Genomic DNA, 24203 nt, shown 5'->3' with positions numbered 1-24203 from the left:
CAGGCAAGCAGGACCTACAGCTCCTGTCGAGCGCCGAGCATGCTGATCCGCGACGAAACGAACCTGCCTCACCACCGATAGGGTTCGATGAGAGCACTCGATGAAGGGGATAATCCGTGCCATCAGCACTGCCCGAGGTTGGTCAGCTAGTCGATGCCCGAGGCGCCCGCTGGGTGGTCACCGACGTCACTGCCCAAGGTCTCCCCCGTTCGTCGGCCGACGACGGCTCAGCCGAGACCCAGCATGCCGTCACCCTTCAGGCGATGGGAGACGACCGCTACGGCGATGAACTCCGGGTGGTCTGGGAGATCGAAGCCGGCACAAACCTCGTGCCGGAGCACGGCCTGCCACACACGCTAGACGCCGAACAGATCGATGATCCAGCCACCCTAGCGGCCTTCGTAGATGCTCTCCGCTGGGGCGCAGTCACCTCTGCCGACCCGGCTGCCTATCAAGCACCCTTCCGAAGCGGTGCAACCGTCGAGCCGTATCAGCTAGAGCCGCTGCGCCGAGCGCTGGCTGCCCCGCGGACGAACCTTCTCCTGGCCGATGACGTCGGCCTCGGCAAGACCATCGAGGCTGGGCTCGTCGTGCAAGAGCTGCTGCTCCGTCACCGCGCACGGTCGGTGGCCGTCGTCTGCCCAGCCGGCTTGGTCCTCAAGTGGCGGGACGAGATGGCCGAGAAGTTCGGGCTGTCTTTCGAGGTGATCAGCTCCGAGACGATGCGCGACGTACGTCGCCGGTACGGGGTCCATGCCAACCCGTTCGTCTTGTTCCCCCGCGTAATCGTGTCGATGTCGTGGCTTCCGGCGGCACGAGCGCAGCGACTCTTGCAGGCCGCCTTCGATGTCGCCCGTCGGCGACCTTCGACGGACGGATTCGCGTTCGACGTCCTCGTTGTCGACGAGGCTCATCACGTCGCGCCTTCTGCCCCACGGCACACCTCAGCGAAGCGCGCGTACGCAGTCGACTCCCAACGGACGCTGGCAGTTCGCGAGCTTGCACGCATGTCCGAGCACCGACTGTTTCTCAGCGCCACCCCTCACAATGGCTATCAGGAGTCATTCACTGCTCTGCTCGAGATGGTCGACGAACACCGTTTCGCGCGCGGCGCGGAGATCGACCGTGTAGCTCTGGGCGAGGTTGCCGTCCGTCGCCTCAAGACGGATCTCGGGGACAGCCGATTCCGCGAACGTGAAGTCAAGTCCCTCCCCTATGCCCCTAGCGAGGACGAGGCCGAGACGTACGATCGACTTGTTGAGCTGATCAACCGGCGCCAGCGTGAATCCCAAGCGGCTCACGGAAGCGCCGCCGACATCTCCGCGCTGCTGCTCAAGAAGCGATTCCTGTCCTCGCCGTGGGCGTTCGCGAAGACGGCGACCGCCTATCTCGAGGCGAGACGTGATGGTCGTGAGCCGATGCTCCCTGAATATGATGATGTGATGGGCGAGAACGCTGCAGACGACGAGGAGGGCCGCGCAGCTCAGCCTGAACTCGACACCCTCCTGGATACCCGTCGCGCATTGCCGGAGCTGCCCGAGCAGGATGCGGCAGATCTTGAAGCCTTGATCGCTTGGGGCGAGCGGTACGAGGCAGCACCCGACTCACGGCTGCGCGGACTGTTGACTTTCCTCGACGGCATCACGCGGCCCACCGGCACCTGGTCCAATGAGCGTGTCGTGGTCTTCACCGAGTACGTCGACACGCTTGAGTGGATGCGCTCGGTGCTGACCAGTGCCGGTTATGACTCGAAGCGGTTGGCATTGATCCACGGCCAGACCCCACAAGAAGACCGCGAGGACATCCGCCGACGCTTCAACGCTGATCCCGCCGAGCATCGAGTGCGCGTTCTTCTCGCCACCGACGCGGCGGGAGAAGGGATCGATCTGCAGCGGTATTGCCACCGCCTCGTCAACTTCGACGTTCCGTTCAACCCGAACCGGCTCGAGCAGCGGATCGGACGGATCGACCGCTACGGGCAGACCCTGACGCCTATCGCGTGGCATTTCGCCCCTGACCGAGCCGGCGGCTCGGCCCTCGCCCAGGACATGGATCTCCTACGGCGGCTCACAAACAAGATGCAGAGCGTACGCGCGGACCTCGGCTCAGCTAACCCAGTATTGGCGCCCGACGTCGAGCGCGAGCTGCTCGGTAGGGCGGCTCGCCCCGCCCGGCCCGCGGACGCCTCTCAGAAGGCCGTCAATGAGCTGCTCGCTGGCGAGCGTCGACTCTCTGGGGAGCTCACTCGCATAGCCGAAGAATTGGGCTCCGCGCGCGACCGGCTCCACCTGCATCCGTCCAACGTCCGCCGAGTCGTCGACACTGCGCTGGATCTGCAGAATCAGCCGAGACTAGAGGAGATCGGTGATGATCGCACTGATGAACCCGTCTACGCGGTGCCGCGCAGCATCGGACCGAGCTGGCAGCTCGCGACAGCCGATCTAGACGACCCACTAACCGGCGAGCGCCGACCACTCAGCTTCGCGCCGGAAGTGTTTGCGGATGGACGGACAGACATCGTCCACGCCCACCTTGGCCACCCGCTCGTCCAACTCGCCACGCGGACGTTGCGTCAGGAGCTGTGGCAGCCGAAGCCGTCGATCAGCCGCATCACGGCCGTCGTCGTTCCAGGTCTGCGGGACTCGTTCGCGGCGGCCGTAGCGCGGCTGGTCCTCGTCGGCGCAAGTGGCACGCGCCTGCACGAGGAAGTGTTCCTGGCCGGGACACGGCTTCATCGTCGACAAGAGCTCGGCGAGGAGCTGTCAGAGGAGCTGCTGGCGGTCACACTGGATGGCGATCGGCTGACGAGCGTCCCCCTGGCGGCGTTGCACCCGATCGTGCGGCGATGGAACACTCAAGCCGAGGACGCCGACGGGCTACGTGCTCGGGTCGAGCGTGCGGTTGAGACCCGCACCGATCGTCGACTGCGCGAACTCGATGTTTCGTTGGTCGCGCGACTGGGCGCGGATCTCGCGCGAGTGGACGCCACCTTCCAGCGCTTCGAGGACACCCTGACGAGGTCCCTGGCGCGTATGGAGCGGGAAGCCCGTGAGGCAGCAGACACCCTGTTCGAGCCCGACGGAAGTGCCGCACAGCGTCGCCGTGACATCCGCGAGGTGCAGCGCCGCCTAGACGTTATTTCTGACGAACGCACACGGGAACGGGAGGCTGTCGAAGCTCGCTACGCCCGCCCTACCCCACACGTTTTCAATGGGGCGCTCGTCTTCGCTGTCACGCCTGCAGACGCCGAGGAGGCCGTCAAGTGAGAGCACGCCGAGCGCATGGCAACGAAGATCCCTTCGGCTGGCTTGAGCTGGTCGAGACCGAAGGCCCGTTCCTGTCCCGCCCAGCGCTGAAGGCTCACTTCCCCTCTGGCCTCTCTCGGCCCGACGCCACATTCGATGGTGTCCGCGAGGCATTCCGTGCTGGCTTCACCGACTGGGAAAAGGCGTGGACGACATGGATGCGCACAGCGAACCGTATGGATGGCGCGCCGTTGGCTCGTTACCTCGAAGCACGTGACGCCTGGATCCGTACCATGACCAAGGACGTCCTGGAGTGGGGTGAGTACGCCCGCACCGACGACAGCGCAGCTGTTCGAGCGTGGAACTTGGATCACTCCGTGAGTGTGTCGACTGCAGCCGTACTCGAAGCAGGTGGCAGCCCAGCGGCTTTGCTGTTGGTGGTCGACCCCACGGAGAATCTCTCCGTAGCGGGGGTCGACGGGTGGTCTGCGAATGCAGACGACCGCGCCGCAGCGCTGCTGCGTGCTTCGGGTGAAGGCTATGGTGCGCGCATACCGGTAGCAGTGGTCACGGACGGCCGATGGTGGGCGCTGGTATGGCAGAGCGCCCAAGGCAGCACCGGCTCCGGCGTCTTCGACGGCGCACTGTTTCGCGAGGAGCCTGACTTGCGTGACGCATTCTGGGCCCTGGCGCGCCTCACATCTCTCGCTGGCGGAACGGTCGAACGGCGTCTCCCCGCACTGCTCGAGTCGAGCATCGCGAGCGCCGAAGAGATCACCGACGCGCTGGGCAACCAAGTCCGCGCCTCAGTCGAGCTACTGGTGCAATCATTCTCCACGTCCCATCTGCGCGCCATCGCTGACGGCGCAGAGTCGCCATTACCGACCGACGGGCACGAGGTCTACGGCGCCGCCGTCACATCCGTGATGCGAATCGTTTTCCTCCTCTTCGCCGAGGCCAACGAGCTGCTGCCGACCGAACAGCTGTACCGCGAGGCATACGCCATATCCGAGGTCTTCGATCACCTCGACGAGCGGCGCCGGCATGCTGTTGGCATCGAGGGTGACGAAGCCCTCGCGGCGACTTATGACACGTGGCATCGCCTACTCGCGACAAGCCAGGCCCTCTACACCGGGGCGACATTCGAGGATCTGCGCATGCCCGCCTACGGTGGATCCCTGTTCGACCCTGCGCGTTTCTCGTGGCTCACCGCAACGGACGAGACCATCGGCGGCCTGCGGGTGCTCGTGGACGACCGGGTCATGTTCCACGTACTACGGTCGGTCCAGCACGCCCGGGTGGATGGTGAGGATCGCCAGGTTTCCTTCCGCGAGCTCGACGTCGAGCAGATCGGCTATGTGTATGAGGGTCTACTGGGCTACTCAGCCCGCTACACCGATAAGGTGATCGTCGGCTTACAGGGGCCTGAGGCCGGTTCAGAGCCCGAGGTAGCGCTAGACAACCTGCACGACATCAACCACCAAGCGGACCATGAGCCGGAGCGCTTCGCCAAGCAGCTCATCGCCTGGGTGAAGAACGAGCAGTCCGGAGCCAAGATCCGCACGGCGCGCCAGCTTGCCAAGGCGTACGTCGAGAGCAACCAGGCCGTTGTTGAAGACGAGGCCCGACGCCGGCTGCGCCCCGTAGTTAGTGACGACAGGCTGGTCGAGGAACTGGTCGGATATTACAAGCTCATGCGTTTGGACCCCCGTGGACTCCCCTACGTGGTGCCTGCCGGCGGCCTACTTGTGGTCGAGACCCGGTCACGTGCGACGTCCGGCACGCACTACACCCCTCGCTCGCTCGCTGAGGAGGTCGTCCATCACACACTCGAACCACTCGTCTACTCGCCGGGTCCACTTGAGACAGCGGACACAACTCGTTGGAAGCTCATCCCTTCGTCTCAGATCCTCGATCTGAAGGTCGCGGACATCGCTGTGGGGTCGGGCGCCTTCCTCGTGGCCGCAGCGCGATACTTGGGCGAGCGCCTGCTAGAGGCTTGGGATGCCGAAGGCATCACACGCGAGGATTCGACCGCTGAGCAGCGCAAGCATAGAGAGGTGGAGGCCCGCCGGGAGATCATCGCCCACTGTCTGTACGGCGCAGACATCAACCGGATGGCAGTCGAGATGTGCAAGCTCTCACTGTGGCTCGTCTCGCTCGACCCAGATCGCCCATTCTCCTTCGTGGACGACAAGATCTTCTGCGGCAATTCGCTGCTCGGTCTCACCGAGCTACGCCAGCTACGCGGCCTGCACATCGACCCATCGCCTGCCCGCCTAAGCGCCCCCGGATTCACGGTCGATGTCGACTTAGCCATCCAGCGCGTCACAGAGGTCCGCCAGCAGCTCGCTTCGCCAGTTGCCGAGAGCGATGCCATGCGCTCGACCTTCGCCAAGCGTCAGTTGATGAAGCAGCTCGACGAACATCTGACTCAGTTGCGAACCATCGCCGACAGCATCGTCGCCGCAGGCTTGTCGCTCGGTGGCAAGAACGGCAAGGTGCTTGACGACGCGTACGAGAACCTCTCATATGCCCTCATGAGCGCTGATCTCGGCGACAGCGCAATGCTGGACACGGTCATCGCCAGCGGTCTCGCCCCAACTGTGGCGACTGACTACATCCGGTGGGACCCACTTCACTGGGTGCTCGAAGTCCCAGACGTGATTGTCGGACATGGTGGTTTTGACGCAATCGTTGGGAATCCACCGTTCCTTGGAGGCCAAAAGCTTACAAGTTCGATAGGCGACAATATGCGGCATTGGTTCGTCAACCAGCTCGCCGGCGGCACAAAGGGGAGCGCTGACCTCGTCGCGTACTTCTTTCTTCGCGCGTTCTCCCTCATCAGAACCGGCTCGGGACAGCTCGGGCTCGTAGCGACTAATTCCATTGCACAGGGCGTCACCCGTGAGGTCGGCCTAGATCGCTTAGATGAAGCGGGTTTAGTCATTAGGCGATCAATACAGAGTGCCTCTTGGCCGGCTCGAAGTGCAAACCTTGAGTACGCCGGGGTTTGGGCGAGTCGGGCGCCGTTGGCCCCTGATGCAGTCAGGATTTCCGACGGCGTTAAGGTCGCTTTGATCTCAACCTTGCTTGAGGCGGGTGGACGCGCCAAGGGGACACCGGTCGCACTCGCCGAGAACGCGGCGATCGCCTCCCAAGGCTCAATCACACTCGGGAAAGGCTTCATCCTCACCGAGGACGAGGCAGCACGTCTCGTCGCCGAGAGCGTCCGCAATAGGGAGGTCATCTTCCGCTACCTCAACGGCGATGATCTTAGCTCACGACCTGATGCCGTAGCGAGCCGATGGGTCATCGACTTTGGTGCGCGCGACGAGAGCGAGGCACGCACCTACCATTTGCCTTGGCAAATTGTGTCGCGCTTGGTGAAGCCCCAGCGAATGAGCCAAGGAGACGAGGTGGGACGACGCTTGTGGTGGCGCTTTCTTCGCCGGCGCGATTCGCTATACATGCGCGCTGCAAATCTGAAGTGTGTACTCGCAGTCGCCCGCCACTCAAAACATGTAATGCCACTTCGGGTTCCAACCGGACAAATATTTAGTGACGCCTTGGTGATATTCACAACGGCCGACCACGCAGACCAGGCAGTTTTGTCGTCAAGCATGCATCAGGCGTGGGCCGTCATGTACGGCTCCACGCTGGAGACGCGGGTCCGCTACACCCCGTCCGACGTCTACGAGACATTCCCACGTCCTCCCCGCACTGACGATCTCGAGATTGCCGGCCGGAGTCTCGACGAAGAACGGCGCGAGCTCATGCTGCGCCGCAGCCTCGGCCTAACGAAGCTCTACAACCTTGTCAACGAGCCAGACGTCCAGGGGGATACAGATATCATCCGCCTGCGCGAAACCCACGTGGCGCTTGATGAGGCAGTCGTGCGGGCCTACGGCTGGGGCGACGTCCCGCTGGATCATGGGTTCCACATCTACAGGCAGACGGAACGCTTCACGATCAGCCCGGCAGCGCGCGTCGAACTGCTCGATCGGCTACTTGAGGAGAACCAGCGCCGAGCGGCGCGCCAGGATGGTGTCGGCGGGCTGGGCGAGGATGCTGACGAGTTCGAGGATATCGAGGGTGAGGGAGTATGACGGAGACTGCACCGTCGGGTGTCGTCAGGGAGGAGCTGCATCGCCTGCTCGTCGCAGACCTGGTCGGGCCCTGGAACGGTTCGGCTGAAACCGTCGTTGGCAATCCTCGTGGTCGCTACCTCGCAGGAGCGCTAGCTCCGGTCAAAGTAGACACGACCGTTCCCATCGAGAGTCCAGCGGCTGATATTTTCGCCGTGGATTTGGATGACATGCGCGCCGGCGAGGCGCCATTGGTAATGCCCGTAGACGAGTCGAGCAGCGGCGTCCCAGAATCCGACGACCTTGAGATCACTGAATCTGACAGCCCGGAGGAGGCTGACGACAAGGGGCCAGCCTCCAAGCTCATCGCTCCCTCCTCTATGGGCCTCCGATTCCGCATCGCATCCGGCGGCCCCGGGCTGACCCTCACTGCTCGTTGGGGTGCGTATGCGCCTCGGCGAGAGGCAGACGAGGAGGGTCGCACCCGCACTTACTATGACCGAACGCCCCACGACTGCCGGGTCAACGTGACGGCTGACAAGCTCCAGTCGGGAGCTGATCTGGAGCTGCCTGTTCTCGAACGCGATGGTGCGGTCGAGGTGTCTGTGAGCGTCGAGGTGCTGTCGGACGGCGACGGGACGCTGATCGTCGAGGTCGCCCTTCAGAATCGCCGGGTTACGGACGGAAACCTCCCGCCGCGGCAGTGGCTGTTCCAGGCTGAGCTCGAAGTCACAGGTGCTGACGACAGCAACGTGTTCCTCCCCATTCACGACGCGCTCGATGGATTACCCCCTGGCTTGAACGATGAGGAGGAGCGGCTCGAACTGCTCTATCGCGACCGGCTAGAGTTCGCCATCGGCCGAACCTGCTCGGCGACCTGGACCACAACCGACCCAGCGATCGATGGCACATGGCGACGGAACCTCTCTGCCGGTGGTCGTACCGCCAATCGTGTGCGGACCACCTGGGTGCCGGAGGCGGAGATTCCCCAGACCATCGCGTCGGGTGTCGACGGCACCCTCCTATCGATGGAGCGCTTGGCAACGGCGTCGCAGGCGGACGTTGTCGAAGGGCTCACGCCTCTGATCAGTGGTTATCGCGAGTGGCTCGATGAGCGCGGGACCGACGCCATCGAACTCCCCGACCATCTTCGGGACGTGGCGGAGCTTGCCGTTGAGGATGCCGGGTTCGCCGCCGATCGGCTCGACGAAGGGCTCGCACTGCTCGGTTCAGACCCAGACGCCTTCCGCGCGTTCAAGTTCATGAATCGCGTGATGGCGGATCAGCGCGTGCACAGCCAAGTCGCACAGGCCCGCTCTGAGGACGCCAATGTAGGTATCGCGGATGCGCTCAAGAATGTAGTCGCCAGAGGCGAAAGTGCTGCGTCCTGGCGGCACTTCCAGATTGGGTTCATTCTCATGCAGTTGCCGGCACTCACCGATCCGGCCTCTCTGCGCCGTAGCAGCGATGATGCTCGTGCCGAGTTGCTCTTCTTCCCCACCGGCGGCGGTAAGACCGAGGCCTACCTTGGCCTTGCGGCGTACACGTTCGCAATCCGGCGGCTTCAGGGGGTCGTCGACTCGCCGGACGGACCGTTGGACGGGCGCGACGGCGTGGCCGTGCTCATGCGCTATACGTTGCGCCTGCTTACCACCCAGCAATTCCAGCGCGCCACAGCTCTCGTCTGTGCAGCAGAGTTGGTGCGCCGTGGCGACCCGGCGATGTGGGGCAGCGAACCGTTCCGGATCGGCCTGTGGGTTGGCAGCAACGTCAGTCCCAAGTCGTTTAGCGAGGCTGAGGAGCAGATCAGCGCGGCACTCGCTACCGAAGGGCGCCCCTATGGCGTCACGGTCTTGCAGCTCCAGCGCTGTCCATGGTGTGGATCCCCAATCTCCCCCAAGCAACACATCCGACTCAACAAGGCACGTCGCCGGATTCTCGTGCACTGTGGCGCCAAGCTTGGCAGTGAATGCCCGTTCGCCGAGGGTGGCCTCGTCGAGGATGGGCTGCCTATCCTGACAGTCGACGAGGAGATCTACCGGTTTCCGCCGACCTATCTACTGGCGACCGTCGACAAGTTCGCTCGCATTGCACGCGAGGGTCAGGCGGCGAGCCTCTTCGGCCACGTGGCTGAGCGTTGTCCGCGCCACGGCTATCGACACCCTGACACCCCTGCAGCCGTTTGCACGGGCTCAAGCCACAAGGCCAGCAGTGGCCTGCCAAAGGTCGCAGTACAGAAGATCGGCCGTCTGCGTCCCCCTGACCTCGTGATCCAGGACGAGCTCCACCTCATCACTGGTGCCCTCGGCACCGCTGTCGGCCTGTTCGAGGTTGCCGTCGACTCGCTTTGCTGCTGGCAATCTGGCTCTGACGCAGCGACTGCGGCGCCGGTCCGGCCGCTCGTCGTCGCGTCCACAGCAACGAGCCGGAACGCTGAGGCTCAGGTTCGCCGGCTCTACGGCCGTGGAATCGAGATCTTCCCGCCACAGGTGCTCGACATCTCCGACACGTACTTCTCAAAAGAGGTGCCGATATCCGCACAGCATCCCGGTCGGCGTTACCTCGGTGTGTGCGCGCATGGTGTGAAGCTCACCCTCGCCGAAATCAGAGTCAGCGAGATCCTCCTTCTGGCCGGCCAGAAGTTACTCGACGAGCACGGCGAAGCGGCGGACCCGTACATGACGCTCGTCGGCTATTTCAGCGCGACTCGCGAGCTTGCCGGTATGCGACGGTATCTCGACGACGACGTCACTACACGCATTACAAACCCCGACAGGGCTAGCGGCTACCCTCGCCGCGGGACATGGGGTCTCGAGATCGGTGAACTCACATCGCGCGTTTCCTCCACCGACATCACCAAGACACTGGATCGGCTCTCCGCTCCGTTTGACCCAGCCTGGGACACCACTCGGGCGCACAGCGAGCAATCCGCTCTTCGCAGAGCCGAGAAGGCGGCTCCAAAGCGGGCTGGGGATCGGCCCTACGACGTCATTCTTGCCACCTCGATGCTCCAGGTTGGCGTGGACGTCGGACGCCTCGGGCTCATGGTTGTCGTCGGGCAGCCAAAGAACACGGCGGAGTACATCCAGGCCTCCTCTCGCGTTGGCCGCGTGTCCGCCAAGCCCGGACTCGTCGTAACTCTGGCGAACCGGTCCAGGCCGCGCGACATGGCTCACTACGAACAGTTCGAGCACGACCACCGGACGTTCTACGCCCACGTCGAGGCGCTCTCCGTCACCCCCTATTCGGATAGCTCGCTGGAGCGCGGGCTCACCGGTGTGCTCGTCTCGATCGCTCGGGTGCTAGACGTCGGGCACACGACGTCGTACTCGCCACAACAAGGTGCTTGGAGCATCACCTCGCGGTTCGCGACGCTAGAGAATCTTATCGATGTGATTGCTCGTCGGGCCGCCGGCTCGGGCGCGGATGACCGAGTGCAGGAGATCAAGGACAAGCTCACACGTCGTCTCGACGCGTGGTACAAGAAGGCGAAGGCAGTTGCTGCAATCAGCTACACCGGCAAGGGCAACACCCTGCTGAGGAGTCCTGAGGACGGTCCGGCATTTGGTGACGACGCCTACCTACGGGTTGCGAACTCGATGCGCGAAGTACAGCCGGAGATCAGCCTCATCGTCCGCTCGTACGGTGACCGCATCGCTGAACCAGACCCGCCCGATTCGCCGGCATGGGTATTCGACGCGGAGGTAGAGGCATGAGCCAGGTTTCGGGTCCGGCACCGGACGGCGCTGAACCGGGCGGAGACCCGAGTTATCTCGCCGCGGCCGACATCCTGGATCCGTTCGAGCGCATGGACCAGATCAAGCTGAAGAACTTCGGCCGAGTGGGTTCCGTGCGCCCGACCGCGCTGCTCTACACCGCAGGGATCGGCGCGTCGGTCGACCTGCCTCACATCGCAGTTATGCCGCAGGGCCTCGATGCCTGGGAGCGCGCGTACGCTCAGATGGGTGGTCCACTTCAGGTATTCGAGCCGCGACTCATCGAAGCTGTCAAGGCTCAGCTAGGTCGCCAGGTGCGCGAGCTTCGCCGCCCGCCGCGCCAAGAGGTAGGCCCTCGTGAGGTACCTAAGCTAGGCGTTCCAGCAGCAGCCTTCCCTCGCTGGCTGCGCTGCACCGGATGCGACCTCCTCGCCCCCTTCGAGGGCGAGGGTGGCCCATTCACCTTCTTCAACACGATCGGCATGCGCCCGGACCAGGCACGATTCGTCCACAAGCAATGTCGCGGACGCAATAATAAGGGCAAGCCGCGCGACAGCGTCGCCGTACCAGCTCGCTATCTGGTCGCGTGCCTCAACGGGCACTTGGACGAATTCCCCTACACCGCCTTCGTGCATCGAGCCCACGGTGGCACATGGACCTGCGAAAAGACGTCGGGGGTCACCAACCCGGCGACCAAGCTGCGGATGCTCGAATGGCGTAGCAATATCGGTCCGGAGGTCCGCATCACCTGCGTCACATGCGGACTGACGAGGAGCATGCGTGAGCTCACCGGCACCGCGGGCGCCGAGCGCATGCCTCATTGCCGCGGCCGCCACCCCCATCTCGGGACATTCGAAGCATGCGACGCGGAAACAAAACTCATGCTGCTCGGTGCCGCCAACCAGTGGTTCCCTGCCACGATCAGCCTGCTCGTCGTCCCGGAGAGCAAGGAGCTCAACGTCGCAGACGTCGCTGCGCGGCTGCAAGGTGTCAGTGCCGAGCTCCGGGCGATGGTGGTGTCAGAGGCGGCCGTCCCTATGTTCAAGATGCTGATGCTCAAGGACAGCCTGGACCTCACCGACGTTCCCGATCCAACTGTTTGGGAGGCCCTCGCGCTGGTCGCGGCGGGAGGCGAGGTGGATTCCGGTCGGACAACGCCGTACAGCCCCATTGAACTGCGGGCGCCTGAGTGGCGCACGCTCATTCGCCCGGCCGATTTCGCTAGGCACGCACGTGAGAGCGACTTCCGTATCAGGGATGTGCGTGTTCCTCCGGGTCTGACACCAGTCATAGGGACCGTCGCAGCCGTCGACCGATTGAAGAAGGTCAACGCCTTCGTCGGGTTCACCCGTGTCGACGCCTTCGAGCGAATCGGCGATGCCCGAGAACGACTAGCACCACTCGCACGACAGAAGCCGACCTGGGTTCCAGCAACCGAAGACCACGGAGAGGGCGTATTTGTCCGACTGCGCGAGGACGTCATCGGGCCATGGGAGGACGCCGTCCGCGACTCCAAGTTATGGGATGCTCATAAGGAGGCTCACAGGCGCAACGTCCAGCGTCGTACGAGCACCTCTGCTGCGCCCATCGATGCAGATGCCCGTCTTGAGCCACCCAGGTATTGGGCCGTCCACACACTCGCGCACCTCATCATCCGGCAGATGGCGCTTGATGCCGGCTACGGGTCCGCCTCGCTCGCAGAGCGGATCTACGCATGGCGTGGCGCCGACGACCGCGAACCTGCAGCGGGCTTTCTCATCTCCACAACCTCACCGGACAGCGACGGGACGCTCGGCGGGCTCGTTGAACAGTCTGCGCCTGACGCTGTAGAGCGCCTCGTCGCTCGCTCCATCGCGCGAGCCTCACGGTGTTCGTCGGATCCGGTGTGCTCCCATCGCGTACCGCGTGGCCAGGAAGACTTTCTTCACGGTGCTGCATGCCACTTCTGCACGTTTTTGTCTGAGACGTCGTGCGACAACGCAAACCGGTTCCTGGATCGCCGTTTTCTTTTGACGCTCTACTCGAACCAGGCGACTGATTTGGGGGTCACAGGTCTGCTGGACGGTCTGACGACGTGACCGCCGTCGGTCTCGCATCTCTGGAGCCGCTGAGCGCGCTGCTCGCTCCCACCGAGTTACGCAGAGTGGCAGACAGCCTGGTGATCGATGGGATGCCTCGTCGTGCGGTGCGGAGCCTCGCCGCGGATAAGCGAGATCTGGCCGAAGGATTCATCCGGGAGATTCTCAAGGCTTTCACCAACAAGCACGCGGTAGCAGCGACACTCCGGGCGATAGCCGCAACAGCGGCGCGGGTGCCAACTCCGCCGATTCTCGTCTGGAGCGGACCACAGTTGCCTGGTGACTCGGTTCGCACGACATCGGCGATCGTCCGTCTCATCGACGAAGCCGAAGAGTCGGTGCTCGCATCCACGTACTCGGGCACGGCGACTGCTCCGTTCGTCCAGGCGCTGCTGCGTGCCGCACAGAGAAAGTTGTCCATCACCGTCATCGCCGACGTGAGCCAGCAAAAGGACTGCGCAGAAGCCATCAGGGGCGCCGTACCGCGCGCACGAGTTCTCGGCTTCCACGACAGCACGACTGGCGCCGCACGCATGCAGCACTCGAAGGTCCTCGTGATCGATGGTCACACCGCCCTCGTGACCAGTGCGAACTTGTCGTACGCGGCGGTGGAGAAGAACCTAGAGGCGGGGCTCTTAGTCCACGACACGTTGATTGCGAGCCAAATCACTCGCCGATTTGCGGACCTCCAGGCCGCCGGCAGCCTCCGCGATCTGGCCTCATACGCCCTCAGATAATTTCGGACTGACTGCGGCGGCCGACTGTGAGCACGGCACCGAGCTCGAACCCATCCTCAGTGTCGAAAATCGTGGCCAGCGCTCTCCGATGGAGCGAAGTAGTCCGTCAGCATGTAGGTGGTCCAGGGGGCTTGGCGGGTTTCGCCTCGGGGGGCGAATTCGGTGAACCAAGGTTTGATCTCAAGAATGGGCGTGCCGTCAACGGCGTCTAGGTCTTCCACCACGAGGTCGAGGCCGTCGACCTTCAGGAGGCGGCAGCGTGAGACGCCGAGCCAGTTGACTCTACGCATGTTCCGGTGACCGAAGATGCCGACCTCGGGCCAGTCGGGGTTGTCCCGTGGGCGCCGGGCTCCGAGGTTGAGATCGTTTTGGTCCGTCAGGTGGAAGTGGAACACGATCTCGAGGTGCGAGAAGTCCTCCAGCCCTCGGGTGGATTCCTCGGTGAACCTTTGGCCGTCGATCCGGATGATCGCCTGGGTTCCGCCCCAGTAGTCGTCGGTCGGTTCTATGCGCCCACCGACGACGTAGGCAACAGGCTCCACAGTGATGGGCTGACTCATACGATCCTCTCTATAGTCGCCACGGTTCATCGGCTCGCGGCGGCAAGGTACCGAGCCGCACGGCTGTCCAGCTCGGCGACTGAACGAATTCCGCTAGCACGATAGGCCGAGAGACTTGACCCATGTCTCGCACGGCCTGCCTGGCCCGACCCGATTGGACGCCGTCCATGACGTCGAGGGCTACAGACCAGGTGCCGCAGGCCTCGTCGACGTTGCCGCTTCGCGGCTGCACCGAGCCAAGGTAGCCCAACGTCACTGCGTGAGTCCTGGTAAAGGTTGCCGCCTTACGGGTTCGAACGCTGCGCTGGAATTCCCGGACGGCACCTTCGAGGTCTCCCAGGTCGCGCAAGGTGCAGGCGGTTTCATGTGCGAGGCTGCCAAGCTTGACTGGCGAACAGACTATGCATCGCTGACCTACGAGCTGGTCGAGGTACCTATCGATGTCGAGAAGGGCGTTCGGCTGCTCATGGACGAGCTCGGCCTGTACTTCGGCGCGCTGGACTTTGCCGTGACTCCCGAGGGTCGGTGGGTGTTCTTCGAGGTGAATCCGAATGGTCAATGGCACTGGTTGGCAGTCAAGGCTGGTGTTCCGATGGTTGAGGCGATGGCCGACGCCTTGCAGGGAGAGGATCTCTAACCAGTGCGCGATTGGACTGGGGCTGCACGCAGGCTGGCGAGCAGGTGACGGTGACGGCGCCTGAGTGGTACGAGGCGGTCTGCGCCACTCCTCGGCATGTCCTGGTGCCGCGCTGGTGGGAACCGATTCCTGACAGCTACCCGTTCGTCTGGGGTGTGCTGGCGCCTGACCAGGAGCGTCCATGGGCGCAGGTCTACGCGGACGAGACACTGGTGACCCGGGTGGGAGCGCTACACGCGGATGATGCCAAAGCCGGAGATCGGGCGTCCGGGCTCCCCACGTCCTCGTCGACGCTCCCCGGCCTGATCGTTCACATGCTGCACCTTCTTGATCCCCAACCTGGTCAGCGAGTGCTCGACGTGGGCACTGGTTCGGGCTACTCGGCCGCTGTGCTGAGCCACCGGCTGGGTGATGAGCGAGTGACCAGCGTTGACGTTGACTCCTACCTGGTCGAGGCGGCTCGCAAACGCTTCGCCAGCTTCGGTCGGGTTCCGCGACTGGAGGTTGCCGACGCTACCGGCCATCTGCCGGACGGTCGGTACGACAGGATCGTTGCCACGGTGTCGGTTCGGCCCATCCCTCAGAGTTGGCTCAACGCATTGCAACCCGGTGGTCGGATCATCGCCACGATCGTGGGCACCTCACTGCCGATCAGCGCCGACATGGGAGATGACGGCATCGCTCGGGGGCACATCCAGGCGGATCCTGCGAGCTTCATGCGCACTCGGCGAACAGCTGACTATCCGGCTCGGCTCGATGACGTGTACGCCGCTGCACGTGACGCGCCGGGAGACGACGTACGAGAACTTGACAGGCGTGTGCCAGATCTGTGGACTGACTGGTCGTTGCGCAGCCTGCATGAACTCGACAGTCCGGACATCGAGAATCGGTCGGCAACGTTGGACGACGGATCCGAGATCGTATGGCTTCTCGCTGATGACGGCTCTTGGGCGCGCGCTGAGGAATCCAGCGGAACCATCCAACAAGGCGGTCCGCGCCGGCTGTGGGACGACCTGGAACGGGTGCAGCGGACGTGGGAAGAGGCGGGCAGATTCCCGCTTCACCAGCTGGTCGTTGAGCTCGCGACCGACCGCAGCACTCTCACCAGCCCAGACGGGAGCTGGACCTTCACGCTCTGACTTAGCGGGTTAGGTCGGCGGTGAATTGGTAGGCGTCGCCTCTGTAGTGGTTGGTGCCGGAGAGGAGGGGGGTGGTGTCTTGGGTGAAGGCTATTTCGGTGGCTACCAGGATGGCTCCGTTGGTGGGGAGGTTGAGGAGGGTGGCGAGGGTGGCGTCGGCGTTCTGGGCTTGGACGGTGTAGCGGGAGTAGGAGAACTCGATGCCGTGGGTGGAGAAGAGTTCGTAGAGGGACGCGTCCGTCAGGTCGACGGTGGTTAGCCAAGGGGCGATGGCGACGGGGATGACGAGGTCTTCGACGGTGACGGGGCGGCCGTCCATGCCTCGGAGGCGGCGGATCGCTACTACGGGGGTTGTGGGGGCCAGGTGGAGGCGGTGGGCCTCGTCGAGGGTGGCGGGGCGTTCGCGGCGGTCGAGGAGTTCGGAGCTGGGGCGGAAGCCCAGGTCGTGAGCCATCTCGGTGAAGGACTGGAGCCGGCTCGGGGGTTCGCGGAGGACGAGGTCGCGGACGTACCAGCCTCGTTGGGGTGACGGGACGATCAGGCCGTCGTCGGATGCGGCCTGGAAGCCGGCCCGGACGGTCATGCGGCTGAGGCCGGTTTCGAGGGCGAACTGGCGTTCGCTCGGCAGCCTGCTTCCGCTCGGGTAGCGCCCGCCGACGATGCCCTCGTGGATCCGTTTCTTGACGCGCTCAACCGCGGGTTCTGCTGCTGTCACGGCCCTTACTATACCAGTTGTGCGACCAATCCACGCTCACAAGAAGCAACTGGTTGGGACTGGCATAACTGGTTTCCGAGTCGTAGGGTGGTTGGAAAGTCACGGACGAAGGAGTCACGATGGTTACCAGGCGGACGGTGTTGAAGTCGGGGGCAGCGCTCGGCCTGTTCACTTTTGCTGGTTGCGCGCCACAGGGCACCAAGGCGAGCAGCACTCCGTCCGCCCCGGCGACGTCGATCGACGTGGCCAAGGCCGGTGCGGTGACGCTGTCGATGCTGGACTGGTGGTCCGGCGATGCCGCCCAGTGGGTGGCCAACGCGGTGAAGGCGTACCAGCAGAAGTACCCGAACGTGACGATCAAGCGCACGTCCGTCGACTGGGGCCAGCTGACCCAGACGGCCAACCTGCGGTTGAAGGAGAAGAACCCTCCGGACATCATCACGGTCAACAACGGCTGGCAGTCGCTGGGCACGTTGTCCAAGGCGGGACTGGTTCTCAACCTGGACGGCTACTCGAAGGCGTTCGGCTGGGACAAGTTCCCGAGCACGATCCTGCGGCAGACCCAGTTCACTCCGGACGGCAAGGAGATGGGCTCCGGATCCCTGTTCGCCACGCCGGTCGCCAGCTCGTCGTTGATCGGCCTCTACTACAACAAGACCGTTCTGGACCGGATTGGCGCCACCGTGCCCACCGACCTCGCGTCCTTCGAGGCCGCGTGTGAGAAGGCCAAGGCCGCGGGCGTCGTACCGATCGGCTATGGGTCGCAGGACAAGGGTTCGTCGACCGCGATCCTGCTGGCGCTGCAGGATCTGTTCGGCGATCAGAAGAAGATCAACGACTTCGTCTACTCGACGGGAGCCGTCAAGGCCGGCGACATCGGGCTGTCGGAGGCGGCCGAGCGCCTGAAGTCGTACCAGGACAAGAGCTGGCTGACGCCGAACCATGCCGGCATCCAGTACGCCGACGCGATCGACGCGTTCCTCAAGGGGAAGTCCGCGTTCCGCTTCGAGTACACGGGAACGCTGGCCTTCAAGGGTGCCCAGAAGCAGGAGTACGGGTACGTCCAACTCCCCCAGGCCACTGGTGGGAAGGTCGTCGGTACGGGTGCATCCACCGCGGTCGCACTCGGCTCGAAGTGCGCGCACCCGGATGTCGCCGCCTCGTTCCTGGACTTCCTCGCGGGCCCGCAGACCGCGCAGTACGTCGTCGAGAACGGCTTCCTCCCCCTGCTCAACGACGTCAAGGCACCGGCGGACAATGCTGAGTTCGGCACGGAGATCACCGGTCAGCGGTCGCTGGACAAGGACAACGGCTACGTCCCGTACTTCGACTGGTCGACTCCCTCGATGCTGGACACCCTCGGCGGTCAGGTCCAGCTGCTGCTGGCCGGCCGGAGCGCGCCGGACGAGTTGGTCAAGGCGGTTCAGGCCGACTACGACAAGTTCCAGGCCGGGCGACGATGACCGTTCAGACCTCTCGTCTGGCGGTCGGCGCGAAACCGAGGGTGCGAGCCGCCTCGAGACAAACCCGACGAAGGCGCTGGATCGGGCTGCTCTACCTGTCGCCCGCACTCCTGCTGTACGGCGTCATCGTCCTGGTACCGCTGCTCCAGACGGTGAACTACTCGTTCTACAAGTGGGACGGCGTCAGCGAGCCGTCGTGGGTCGGACTGCAGAACTACCTCGAGTTCGGACGCGACCCACGGATGTACGCCGCCTTCGGACACGTCCTGGTACTGATCCTCATGTTCGGCCTGATTCCGCTCGGCCTCGGACTGATCAGTGCGGCCTTGCTCAGCCGGGCGAAGATCCGTGGCGAGGGCATCTACCGCTGGTTCCTCTTCCTCCCGCAGGTGTTGACGAGTGTCGTGGTGGCCATCATCTGGAAGCGCATCTACGCGCCCGATGGACCGCTGAACGGCGCATTGCGCTGGGTCGGCCTGGACCACCTGACCCGCAACTGGCTCGGTGACTTCACCTGGGCCCTGCCATCACTCGGCATGATCGGTGTCTGGGGTGGCTTCGGGTTCACCATGGTGCTGTTCCTCGCCGGCATCCTCGCCATCCCGGACGAGCTCTACGAAGCCGCGCGGCTGGACGGTTCGACGCGGTGGCAGGAGTTCAGGCTGATCACCCTCCCGAGCCTGCGCGGCCAGATGGCGATCGCACTAACCCTGACCATCACCGGTGCGCTGCGGACCTTCGACATGGTCTACATCACGACCCAGGGCGGCCCGGGGACTGCCACCACTACCCCGGCGCTTCTCCTGTACCAGTTGGCCTTCGTCAACCCGGATGTCGGCAAGGCCTCCGCGACCGGTGTGGTCCTGGCCGTCCTCTGCCTCGGCATCGCGGTCGGCATCACAAGGATCATGGAGAACAAAGACCGATGATCTCCAGGTACGAGCGCGCCACGAACTACGTGATCGTCATCGCGCTGACGATCGGGGTGCTGTTCCCCGTCGCGTGGTTCGTCCTGACCTCTCTCAGCCCCAACACCTCGGGCGCACTGGACTTCTCGAAGATTGCGTGGAGCAACTTCGGGGCGGCCTGGCACGACGGCAACCTCGCCCACTCGATGTACGCGTCACTGGTCATCACGGTGTCCGCCGTCATCGGACAGACCGTCATCGCAATCCTGTCCGGCTATGCGTTCGGCATCCTCGGAGTGGTTGGCGAGCGGTTCCTCTTCCCGGTCATCCTGCTGGGGATGATGGTCTCCACCGAAGTGATCGTCATTCCCTTGTACTACGAGTTCGAGCGCATCGGCCTCACCAACTCGTGGCTGGGACTGGTCATCATCCAACTCGGCATGGGAGTTCCGTTCGGGACCTACTGGATGCGGGCGACGTTCAGAGCGCTCCCCCGCTCGGTGATGGACTCGGCCGCCGTCGACGGAGCCAGCGTGTGGAGCACCCTGTGGCGCATCCTCGTCCCGATGGCTCGTCCGGCGGTCCTCACCCTGGTCCTCCTGTCGTTCATGTGGACCTGGAACGACTTCTTCCTGTCGCTGATCTTCCTCGGCGACCCCGAGAAGCAGACCGCGACCGTTGCCCTGGGCGCCTTTCAGGGCCGGCACGTGCTGCAGGTCAACCTGATGGCCGCCGGCTCGCTGATCGTCTCGCTGCCGGTCGTGGCTCTCTACCTGTTCTTCCAGCGTGAGTTCATCAGCGGCGTCATGGCCGGCGCGGTCAAGGAGTGACGTGGCGACACCTATTACCGTGCTGTCCTCCGCTGCCCAGATCGGCGAAGTCGTGGCCGAGCAGATTCTGGATCGGCTTACCGCCGCGGACCGGTACGTCGTCGGCTTTCCCGCCGGTCGCAGTGCGACGCCGGTGGCCGCCGCATTGAACCGGCTGGCGCACCAGCGTGGAGTCCGCGTCGACGGCCTGAAGGTGGTGATGATGGACGAGTACGTCACGGGGCAAGCCGGACAATGGGAGCTGTTGTCCCCCAGCACGCCGCACAGCTGCATCGGCTGGGCCCAACGAAATCTACTAGGCCCCCTTGGACTTCGTCCGGACAGTCTCCTCGCCCCCGATCCCAACGACCCCAGCGCCTTCGAGCAGCAAGTGCTCGCTCTGGGCGGCATCGATCTCTTCCTGCTCGCCAGTGGCCAGGGCGACGGCCACGTCGCCCTCAACGGACCGGGTACGCCGCGGGACGCGCCGACCCGGGTCGTGAAGTTGCCCGAGTCGACGCGGAGAGACAACCTGTCCACTTTCCCGCATCTACGGTCCCCGGCCGACGTCCCGACGTACGGCGTCACGATCGGTACGGCGGAACTGGCCGAGCTCTCGCATTCCGTGGCGATGCTCTTGTGGGGGCTCAACAAGGCGTATGCCTTCGACCGGGTTCGTCAGGCCGACAGCTACGACCCGATGTGGCCGGCAACGATCGTCCACGACTGCCGCAACGCTCTCATCTACGCGGATGAAGAAGCCGCACCCAAGTCAGAACGAGAAGGGGTCTCATAAAGACATGGCTCGAATCAAGATGGCCTACATCGGCGGAGGATCCTCCAGAGCGGCCGGCACCATGGCCTCGTTCCTGTGGCACGGACCGGAGTTCGCGGGTTCGGAGGTGGTGCTCATCGACCAGGACCCCGAGCGCCTGGAGACCGTACGCCGCATCGCCGAGAAGCTTGCTGTGGAAGGCGGTGACAACATCACCGTCACAGCGACAACGGATCAGCAAGCCGGGCTGGCCGACGTCGACGCCGTACTGACCAGTTTCCGTCCCGGCAACTTCGCCGCTCGCGCGCTCGATGAGCGCATTCCGCTCAAGCACGGCGTGATCGGGCAGGAGACGCAGGGACCTGGTGGGTTCTTCATGGCGCTGCGCTCCATCAACGACATGCGCAGCATCACCGATGACCTGCAGGCAGTTGCCCCGGGCGCGGTGATCTTCAACTACACCAACCCGGTCAACATCGTGTCCCAGGCGGTCGCGGACTACACGCCCATCCCGATCTACTCGATGTGCGAGGGGCCGATCGTGTTCCCGCCCGTCGTACTCAGGGCGGCCGGGCTCGACCCTGAGCGCGCCAAGGTGACCATGGCCGGCGTGAACCACAACTGCTGGAGCTACGAGCACCTGTACGACGGCGAGGACGTCATGCCGCTGCTCGACGCGGCGTGGGGGGCCCGCAAGGACGACCCGACGCTCGACGCCAACTCGAAGCGGGCGCTGCACCTTGCCGTGGTCATGCGGTCCATTCCGTCGGATTACTTCAACTACTACTACTTCCGTAACGAGGTGTTCAGAGCGCAGCAGGCCGCGCCGACAACCCGTTCGGAAGACATCATGAACGCGGTTCCCGGGTACTGGGACCACTACCGCGAGCAGGCCGAGTCCAGCCATCCCCACCTGGATCCGGCCCGGTCGCGCGGCGGGATCCACGAGCTCGAGCTGGCCATCGACGTCATGAGCGCCTACTACAACGACACGGGCGCCCGTCTGCCTGTCAACCTTCCCAATGTTGGCAATGCACTCCCGGGCTTCGACGCGGAGACCGTCGTCGAGGTCTACTGCACCGTCAACCGGAAGGGCTGCCACATCGACCCGCAACGGCCGCTGCCGCTTGCTGTTCGGGGCATCACGCGTCAGCTCGCCGACTACCAGATGCTGGCGGCGAAGGCCGCGTGGGAGGGCACGCGCGCCGACGCGATCCGGGCGCTCATCGCGAACCCGTTGGTGCCCGATCTGTCGGTCGCGGAGCACCTGTACGACGAGATGGCCGCGGCGCACGCGGCGTACCTGCCCGAAAGACTTCTGAGGTGACAGATCTCTTTCTCGCTGTCGACGCCGGCAACACCAAGACCTGGGCGGGGTTGACGACGGCCGACGGTGACCTCGTCGGCCTCGCCCGGGGCGGCGTCGGCGACATCTACGGACCGGCTGGGCCGGAGGCCGCCAGAGCCGTCGTCCTCGGCCTCGTCGACGACGTACTCGACTCCGCGGGTATCGGGCCTTCAGGCGTCAGGCATGCGGCCTTTCGATTGGCGGGTGTCGACTGGCCCGTCGACGAACAGTTCTGGAACGCGGCGCTGGGCGGGCTCTTCGATAAAGGGGCCTTCAGCATCAAGAACGACGGATTCGCGCTGATTCGGTGCGGGCGGCTCGATGGACAGGGCGTCTCCGTCGTACTGGGCACCGGGGCCGCACTGGCCGGCCGGGGTCCGTTGAAGGAGTGGGCGCTGTCGTGGTGGCTGCAGCACCCGCTCGGCGGCGCCGGTCTGGTGAGTGAGGCGTTGCGAGCGGTGTACCTGTCCCAGCTTGGCATGGCTGAGTCGACGAAGCTCACCGCGGTACTTCCGCCCTTGTTCGGCGTATCGACTCCTGAGGAGATGCTCGAGACGACCACCGCGCGAGGCAACGCCTTCACTTTCGCGGCTCTGGCGGCGTACGCGCCGGCTGTCCTGGAGCTCATCGATGACGACCCGGTGGTGGCTGAGCTGGTCGACACGCAGACGGAACGCCTCGCCGACTACATCCTCAGCCTCGCCCGCGCTTGTGGGCTGGCCGATCCTGTCACGGTGGTTGTCGGCGGCGGTCTCGTCCGCGAGCCGGATGCGCCTCTGTTTGCCGCGCTCCGCCGTACGTGCGAGGGCCGCGGTCTCGAACTCGATCTTCAGCACACGCAGGACCCCGCGCTCGTGGGGTCGCTGCTGGATGCGATCGCCGAAGGTGGCGCCAAGCCGACCGGACTGGTGCGGAACAGGTTGACTCAGAAGCTCAAGTGATGGCACTGACCTGATTATTTTGTTGGAAGAGTCGGCGCCGGCGAGCAAGGGTGGGGGGTATGGACTTCACTCATCTTGGGCGTACTGGTTTGTCGGTTAGTCGGATCGTGTTGGGGACGATGAACTTCGGTCCTCACACCGAGGTGGGGGACGCGCACGCGATCATGGACGCGGCGCATGACAAGGGCATCAACTTCTTCGACACGGCCAACGGGTACGGGCGGGCCATCTACCCGGGTCGCACGGAGGAGATCATCGGCGAGTGGTTCGCGAAGGACTCGGCGAACCGGCACAAGACCGTGCTCGCCACCAAGGTCTACGGCGACATGGGCGAGGGCTGGCCGAACGAGGGCAAGCTGTCGGCGCTCAACATCCGGCGCGCACTCGACGCGTCGCTGAAGCGGCTGCAGACGGACTACGTCGATCTGTACCAGTTCCACCACGTGGACCGCGCGACGCCGTGGGACGAGATCTGGCAGGCGATCGAGGTCGCGATCCAGCAGGGCAAGATCCTGTACGCCGGATCCAGCAACTTCGCCGGTTGGCACATCGCGCAGGCCCAGGAGGCCGCGGCGCGGCGCAACTACATCGGCCTGGTCAGCGAGCAGTCGATCTACAACCTGCTCGTGCGCGATGTGGAGCGCGAGGTGCTGCCGGCCGCACAGGAGTACGGCCTCGGCGTGATCCCGTGGTCGCCGCTGCAGGGCGGTCTGCTCGGCGGTGTCGTCCGCAAGGAGAACGAGGGCGTACGCCGCCTCGAGGGCCGGGCCAAGGAGACACTCGAAAGGCTCCGCCCGCAGATCGAGCAGTACGAGGCGTTCGCGGACGAGCTCGGCCACGAGCCCGGTGAGCTCGGGCTGGCCTGGCTGCTGCACCAGCCGGCCGTTACCGGTCCGATCGTCGGCCCACGGACCATGGAGCAGCTGGAGTCCGCCGTACGCGCGGTCGACATCAAGCTCGACGACAAGGCCCTCGCCCGCCTGGACGAGATCTTCCCCGGCTACAAGACCTCCCCCGAGGACTACGCCTGGTAACAGCAGCACA

Annotated in this window: 16 protein-coding genes; 14 read left to right on the top strand and 2 right to left on the bottom strand. The window is 64.5% G+C overall.

Features of this window, described 5'->3' with window-relative positions:
• Nucleotides 1-116 precede the first annotated feature (116 nt).
• From drmD to drmC, 5 genes are read left to right on the top strand one after another with little or no spacing between them, the layout of a single operon-like run.
• Nucleotides 117-3266 carry a DISARM system SNF2-like helicase DrmD gene (gene drmD / locus OG876_RS27935; RefSeq protein WP_328519609.1) on the top strand — a complete coding sequence of 1050 codons (3150 nt, stop codon included), beginning with the start codon at nt 117-119 and terminating at the stop codon, nt 3264-3266.
• Entirely contained in the window at nt 3263-7354 is a 4092-nt protein-coding gene (locus OG876_RS27930; protein WP_328519608.1) for a DNA methyltransferase, read from the top strand. Before drmD ends, OG876_RS27930 begins: the two co-directional genes overlap by 4 nt.
• The gene (drmA, locus tag OG876_RS27925) at nt 7351-11049 is read left to right on the top strand and encodes a DISARM system helicase DrmA (protein WP_328519607.1); all 3699 of its coding nucleotides are present in this window, start codon (nt 7351-7353) and stop codon (nt 11047-11049) included. The genes OG876_RS27930 and drmA overlap by 4 nt, the downstream gene beginning before the upstream one ends.
• A complete protein-coding gene (gene drmB / locus OG876_RS27920; protein WP_328519606.1) occupies nt 11046-13127 on the top strand; it encodes a DrmB family protein in 2082 nt (693 codons plus the stop codon). Before drmA ends, drmB begins: the two co-directional genes overlap by 4 nt.
• A complete protein-coding gene (gene drmC / locus OG876_RS27915; RefSeq protein ID WP_328519605.1) occupies nt 13124-13864 on the top strand; it encodes a DISARM system phospholipase D-like protein DrmC in 741 nt (246 codons plus the stop codon). Before drmB ends, drmC begins: the two co-directional genes overlap by 4 nt.
• Nucleotides 13865-13920: 56 nt before the next feature.
• On the opposite strand, the gene OG876_RS27910 is transcribed toward drmC, so the two are convergent.
• The gene (locus tag OG876_RS27910; RefSeq protein WP_328519604.1) at nt 13921-14424 is read right to left on the bottom strand and encodes an SAM-dependent methyltransferase; all 504 of its coding nucleotides are present in this window, start codon (nt 14422-14424) and stop codon (nt 13921-13923) included.
• Nucleotides 14425-14683: 259 nt separating this feature from the next.
• Between OG876_RS27910 and OG876_RS27905 the strand changes: the two genes are divergently transcribed.
• Nucleotides 14684-15061, top strand: coding sequence for a hypothetical protein (locus OG876_RS27905; protein WP_328519603.1), 378 nt, complete (start codon nt 14684-14686; stop codon nt 15059-15061).
• Nucleotides 15062-15105: 44 nt separating this feature from the next.
• The gene (locus tag OG876_RS27900; RefSeq protein ID WP_328519602.1) at nt 15106-16200 is read left to right on the top strand and encodes a methyltransferase domain-containing protein; all 1095 of its coding nucleotides are present in this window, start codon (nt 15106-15108) and stop codon (nt 16198-16200) included.
• 1 nt (nt 16201) lies between these two features.
• Here the strand turns inward: OG876_RS27900 and OG876_RS27895 are convergent, their stop codons facing one another.
• Nucleotides 16202-16915 carry a GntR family transcriptional regulator gene (locus tag OG876_RS27895; RefSeq protein ID WP_328519601.1) on the bottom strand — a complete coding sequence of 238 codons (714 nt, stop codon included), beginning with the start codon at nt 16913-16915 and terminating at the stop codon, nt 16202-16204.
• Between the two features lie 119 nt (nt 16916-17034).
• Here OG876_RS27895 and OG876_RS27890 point away from each other — a divergent pair, with 119 nt between their 5' ends.
• From OG876_RS27890 to OG876_RS27860, 7 genes are read left to right on the top strand one after another with little or no spacing between them, the layout of a single operon-like run.
• Entirely contained in the window at nt 17035-18378 is a 1344-nt protein-coding gene (locus OG876_RS27890) for an ABC transporter substrate-binding protein (protein WP_328519600.1), read from the top strand.
• Entirely contained in the window at nt 18375-19307 is a 933-nt protein-coding gene (locus OG876_RS27885; RefSeq protein ID WP_328519599.1) for a carbohydrate ABC transporter permease, read from the top strand. Before OG876_RS27890 ends, OG876_RS27885 begins: the two co-directional genes overlap by 4 nt.
• The gene (locus OG876_RS27880; protein ID WP_328519598.1) at nt 19304-20116 is read left to right on the top strand and encodes a carbohydrate ABC transporter permease; all 813 of its coding nucleotides are present in this window, start codon (nt 19304-19306) and stop codon (nt 20114-20116) included. Before OG876_RS27885 ends, OG876_RS27880 begins: the two co-directional genes overlap by 4 nt.
• A 1-nt stretch (nt 20117) precedes the next feature.
• Nucleotides 20118-20891: a hypothetical protein gene (locus OG876_RS27875; RefSeq protein ID WP_328519597.1), complete on the top strand. Its 774-nt coding sequence runs from the start codon at nt 20118-20120 to the stop codon at nt 20889-20891.
• A gap of 4 nt (nt 20892-20895) precedes the next feature.
• Nucleotides 20896-22197, top strand: a complete 1302-nt coding sequence (locus OG876_RS27870; RefSeq protein WP_328519596.1) for a family 4 glycosyl hydrolase — start codon at nt 20896-20898, stop codon at nt 22195-22197.
• A complete protein-coding gene (locus OG876_RS27865) occupies nt 22194-23159 on the top strand; it encodes a hypothetical protein (RefSeq protein WP_328519595.1) in 966 nt (321 codons plus the stop codon). Before OG876_RS27870 ends, OG876_RS27865 begins: the two co-directional genes overlap by 4 nt.
• Before the next feature lie 59 nt (nt 23160-23218).
• The gene (locus OG876_RS27860; protein WP_442914029.1) at nt 23219-24193 is read left to right on the top strand and encodes an aldo/keto reductase; all 975 of its coding nucleotides are present in this window, start codon (nt 23219-23221) and stop codon (nt 24191-24193) included.
• The last annotated feature ends 10 nt before the right edge of the window (nt 24194-24203 follow it).

The sequence above is a fragment of the Kribbella sp. NBC_00359 genome, from assembly GCF_036097425.1.
Classification (GTDB): Bacteria; Actinomycetota; Actinomycetes; order Propionibacteriales; family Kribbellaceae; genus Kribbella.
The sequence above is the reverse complement of the archived record's forward strand: the minus strand, read 5'-3'. Positions and strand labels throughout refer to the sequence as shown.

What these genes read in the sequence shown, in the direction of transcription:
- drmA (WP_328519607.1), top strand. Translation starts at nt 7,351, where the DNA reads ATGACGGAGACTGCACCGTCGGGTGTCGTCAGGGAGGAGCTGCATCGC.
- OG876_RS27885 (WP_328519599.1), top strand. Translation starts at nt 18,375, where the DNA reads ATGACCGTTCAGACCTCTCGTCTGGCGGTCGGCGCGAAACCGAGGGTG.
- OG876_RS27910 (WP_328519604.1), bottom strand. Translation starts at nt 14,424, where the DNA reads ATGAGTCAGCCCATCACTGTGGAGCCTGTTGCCTACGTCGTCGGTGGG.
- OG876_RS27860 (WP_442914029.1), top strand. Translation starts at nt 23,219, where the DNA reads ATGGACTTCACTCATCTTGGGCGTACTGGTTTGTCGGTTAGTCGGATC.
- OG876_RS27880 (WP_328519598.1), top strand. Translation starts at nt 19,304, where the DNA reads ATGATCTCCAGGTACGAGCGCGCCACGAACTACGTGATCGTCATCGCG.
- OG876_RS27890 (WP_328519600.1), top strand. Translation starts at nt 17,035, where the DNA reads ATGGTTACCAGGCGGACGGTGTTGAAGTCGGGGGCAGCGCTCGGCCTG.
- OG876_RS27870 (WP_328519596.1), top strand. Translation starts at nt 20,896, where the DNA reads ATGGCTCGAATCAAGATGGCCTACATCGGCGGAGGATCCTCCAGAGCG.
- drmB (WP_328519606.1), top strand. Translation starts at nt 11,046, where the DNA reads ATGAGCCAGGTTTCGGGTCCGGCACCGGACGGCGCTGAACCGGGCGGA.